Source organism: Inquilinus sp. (assembly GCF_039594555.1).
Classification (GTDB): Bacteria; Pseudomonadota; Alphaproteobacteria; order DSM-16000; family Inquilinaceae; genus Inquilinus.
Genome location: NZ_JBCNNF010000554.1, coordinates 1 through 3,636 on the forward strand (window position 1 = coordinate 1; position 3,636 = coordinate 3,636).

Here is a 3,636-nt window from a genome sequence, read left to right on the forward strand (position 1 = left end):
TGATCGCGCTGTTCTCGATCAACCTGCGGATCATGGGCAAGCCGAACGTGGCGCTGATCAACCAGGACACGGTGATCAACCTGTTCACCTGGCTGACGCCGGCGATCGAGGGCACCGGCCTGCCGGTGCGGGCGACGCTGAAGGTGGTGGTGCTGGCGATCATCGTCGTCATCGTCGGGCTGGCCCTCGGCCGCTTCCTGACCTCGGAGTTCGGCCTGGCGATGCGCGCCACCGGCGCCAATGCGCGGATGGCGCGGGCGCAGGGCATCTCGACCAAGCTGCACATCTATGTCGGCATGGCGCTGTCGAACGCGCTGGTGGCGCTGGCCGGCTCTCTCTTCGCCCAGACCGCCGGCTTCGCCGACGTCACCGTCGGCACCGGCACCATCGTGGTCGGGCTGGCCGCCGTGATCCTCGGCGAGACCATGATCCGCACCCGCAGGATCGTGGTGATGCTGGCCGCCTGCGTGCTGGGCGCTGTGATCTACCGCATCGTCATCGCCCTGGCGCTGAACACCAACTGGCTCGGGCTGCAATCCTCCGACCTCAACCTGGTGACGGCGCTCTTGGTCGGCATCGCCCTGATGCTGCCGGGCATGCGCAACCCCCTGAAATCCCTGTTCCGGCGGAGCGCCTGAGATGATCTCGGTCCAGGACGCCCACGTCACCTTCGGCCGCGGCACGCCGCTGGAGAACAAGGCCCTGCGCGGCCTCACCCTGACCATCCCGGTCGGCGAGTTCGTCACCGTCATCGGCTCGAACGGCGCCGGCAAGTCGACCCTGCTGAACGTGCTGAGCGGCGACGCCAGCCCCGAGCGCGGCCGGGTCGAGATCGACGGCATCGACGTCACCCGCTGGCCGTCGCCCAAGCGCGCCGGACTGGTCGCGCGGGTGTTCCAGGACCCGATGGCCGGCACCTGCGAGGGGCTGTCGATCGAGGAGAACATGGCGCTGGCCTATGCCCGCGGCCGGTCGCGCGGCTTCGCCCCGTCGATCGATGGGTCGCGCCGCGCCGTGTTCCGCGACAAGCTGGCGGTGCTGGGGCTGGGGCTGGAGAACCGGCTGGGCGATTCGATGGGCCTGTTGTCCGGCGGCCAGCGCCAGGCGGTCAGCCTGCTGATGGCGACTCTGACCGGCATGAAGATCCTGCTGCTGGACGAGCACACCGCCGCGCTCGACCCCCGCACCGCGGATTTCGTGCTGCAGCTGACCTGCCGGATCATCGAGGAGCAGAAGCTGACGGCGCTGATGGTCACCCATTCGATGCGCCATGCCCTCGACCACGGCACCCGCACGGTGATGCTGCATGAGGGCCAGGTCGCCTTCGACGTCGCCGGCGAGGAGCGCAAGGGGCTGGACGTCCCCGACCTGCTGAAGCTGTTCAGCAAGGTCCGCGGCGAACAGCTGGACGACGACAGCCTGCTGCTGGCGTAAAGCCCGACCGGCGGCTACTTGCCGTCGGCGTCGAGCGGCTGGCCCCAGAGCAGGTGCCGGATCAGCGGCAGCAGAGCGGCGATACCGAGGCCGAGCGCCGGCCACTGCACCCACAGATCGTGAGGGTTCGTCATCAGGTTGATGACCAGCAGCACGGCGACGACGAGGAGCGCACCCAGCAGCCGACGGCGCAGGCGGCCGAAGACCTCACCTCCCCAACTGGGCGCCGCCGGAGCCGGGGTGAGCGCCGTCGTCCCGACACGATGGGTATCCGGCCCGATCCGCAGGGCATAGACCCGCACCGGCTCGGCCATGTTCTTCATCGCCTGCGGGCCGAGATCGGCGAAACCGATCTCGATCCGGCCACGCACCTGGTCGTAGACCGCGCCGGACAGGCAGATGCCGCCAGGTTGCGCCAGCGCCTGCAGCCGGGCCGCGACGTTGACTCCGTCGCCCAGCAGGTCGTCACCGTTGACGACGACGTCGCCCAGATTGACCCCGATGCGCAGCCGCATGCGGTCGTCCTCGGCCTGATCGGAGGCCCAGATGCCGAGCCGGTCCTGGGCCGAGATCGCGGCCTGCACCGCGGCCAGCGCGCTGGGGAACTCGGCCAGCAGCCCGTCCCCTGCCAGGTTGAACACACGCCCGCCCTGCCCCTCCGTCACCGTCCGCAGGATGTCTCGGGCCTGGTCCAGCCGCGCCAGCGTACCGGTCTCATCGCGCCCGACCAGCCGCGAATAGCCGACGACATCGGCGCAGAGGATGGCGGTCAGGCGGCGTTCCGGCTGGGACATGGGTCTCTCGCGGCGAGTCAGGCGCGGATCATACTGCGCCGCGCGCCGGATCGCGAGACCCTCATGAACATTTCATGAACATAAACCTATGCCGATCGGATACCCACGCTGTCGTGAATTCTGTAATCAGCATTCCACAAATCGCTTGACCGGCGGACATTCTTCGACAGAAATTCTGTATCATTTATTACAAAATGAGATGCATCAATGGATCTCCAGGCAGACATCCGCAGCGTCGCGACCCGCACCGGCATGGTGGCGATCCCGTCCGGGCTGCAGGCCGATGTCGACCAATTCCACTACGCGCCGGCACGCCGGGCGGGGGATTTCGTCTTCCTGTCGGGCATCGTCGCCTGCAGCCGGCAGCCGCAGCCCCTGGACGCGGAGGGCTTCCGCGAGGAGCTGCGCCGCGTCTTCCGGCAGATCGACGAGCTGCTGCGGGCCTGCGACGCCCGCCTCGAGGATGTGGTGGAGCTGCAGATGTTCCATGTGCTCGGCAGCGACCGCCTGGCGCTGGACAAGGTCGGACAGCTGGCGGCGATCGCGGCCGTGCGCGACGAGTTCTTCCCCGCCCCCTACCCCACCGCGGTCGAGCTGGCGGTGGCGGAGCTGAACCCCGATGGCGGGCTGGTCGAGATCAAGGCCACCGCCTTCGCGCCGCTGGGGCCGCAGCGCGCGCCGTAGCCGTTCAGCCGACCTCGCCCTGGCGCCACAGCCAGGCGGCGCCGCGGACGCCGCTGCTGTCGCCGTGCTTCGCCTTCAGGATCGGCGTGGCGCATTCCCGGCCGAACACGATCGGCGGCAGCCGCTTCGGCACCTCGTCATAGAGGCGTGCGACATTCGACATGCCGCCGCCCAGCACGATGGCATCGGGGTCGAGCAGGTTGATGACATGGGCCAGGCCGCGGGTCAGCCGGCTGATGTAGCGCTCCACGGTGGCCGAGGAGTCGGGGTCGCCGGCCTCGGCCCGCTTCACCACCTCATGGGTGGAGATCTCCTGCCCGGTCACCCGGATATGGTCCTTGCCGAAGCCGGTGCCGGAGATCCAGGTCTCCAGGCAGCCCTGCTTGCCGCAATAGCAGTCCGGGCCCGGCAGCTCGTCCGGCGTGGCCCAGGGCAGCTGGTTGTGGCCCCATTCGCCGCCCAGCCCGTTGCCGCCGCGATGGGCGCGGCCGTTGAAGGCGATGCCGGCGCCGGTGCCGGTGCCGATGATGACGGCGAAGACCACGCCCTTGCCGGCCGCGGCGCCGTCGGTCGCCTCCGACACCGCCAGGCAGTTGGCGTCGTTCTCACAACGCACCTCGCGGCCCATGGCGGCGCTGAGGTCCTTGTCGAAGGGCTTGCCGATCAGCCAGGTGGAGTTGGCGTTCTTGACCAGACCGGTCTGCGGCGACAGCACGCCGGGCAT

5 protein-coding genes are annotated in these 3,636 nt (G+C 69.2%); 3 read left to right on the forward strand and 2 right to left on the reverse strand.

Annotated features, from left to right (window positions below):
* Positions 1-638: ABC transporter permease (locus ABDW35_RS33840; protein WP_343718246.1), on the forward strand; the 638-nt coding region annotated here is incomplete at its 5' end.
* Between the two features lies 1 nt (position 639).
* A complete protein-coding gene (locus ABDW35_RS33845) occupies positions 640-1,434 on the forward strand; it encodes an ABC transporter ATP-binding protein (protein ID WP_343718247.1) in 795 nt (264 codons plus the stop codon).
* 14 nt (positions 1,435-1,448) lie between these two features.
* Here the strand turns inward: ABDW35_RS33845 and ABDW35_RS33850 are convergent, their stop codons facing one another.
* Positions 1,449-2,228 carry an adenylate/guanylate cyclase domain-containing protein gene (locus ABDW35_RS33850; protein WP_343718248.1) on the reverse strand — a complete coding sequence of 260 codons (780 nt, stop codon included), beginning with the start codon at positions 2,226-2,228 and terminating at the stop codon, positions 1,449-1,451.
* Between the two features lie 207 nt (positions 2,229-2,435).
* On the opposite strand from ABDW35_RS33850, the gene ABDW35_RS33855 reads away from it, so the two are divergent.
* Complete coding sequence (locus ABDW35_RS33855) at positions 2,436-2,912, forward strand: Rid family hydrolase (protein WP_343718249.1); 477 nt, start codon at positions 2,436-2,438, stop codon at positions 2,910-2,912.
* A 4-nt stretch (positions 2,913-2,916) separates the two neighbouring features.
* On the opposite strand, the gene ABDW35_RS33860 is transcribed toward ABDW35_RS33855, so the two are convergent.
* Positions 2,917-3,636, reverse strand: a 720-nt coding sequence (locus ABDW35_RS33860) for an ROK family protein (protein ID WP_343718250.1), incomplete at its 5' end; no start/stop codon positions are given.

What these genes read in the sequence shown, in the direction of transcription:
- ABDW35_RS33845 (WP_343718247.1), top strand. Translation starts at nt 640, where the DNA reads ATGATCTCGGTCCAGGACGCCCACGTCACCTTCGGCCGCGGCACGCCG.
- ABDW35_RS33850 (WP_343718248.1), bottom strand. Translation starts at nt 2,228, where the DNA reads ATGTCCCAGCCGGAACGCCGCCTGACCGCCATCCTCTGCGCCGATGTC.
- ABDW35_RS33855 (WP_343718249.1), top strand. Translation starts at nt 2,436, where the DNA reads ATGGATCTCCAGGCAGACATCCGCAGCGTCGCGACCCGCACCGGCATG.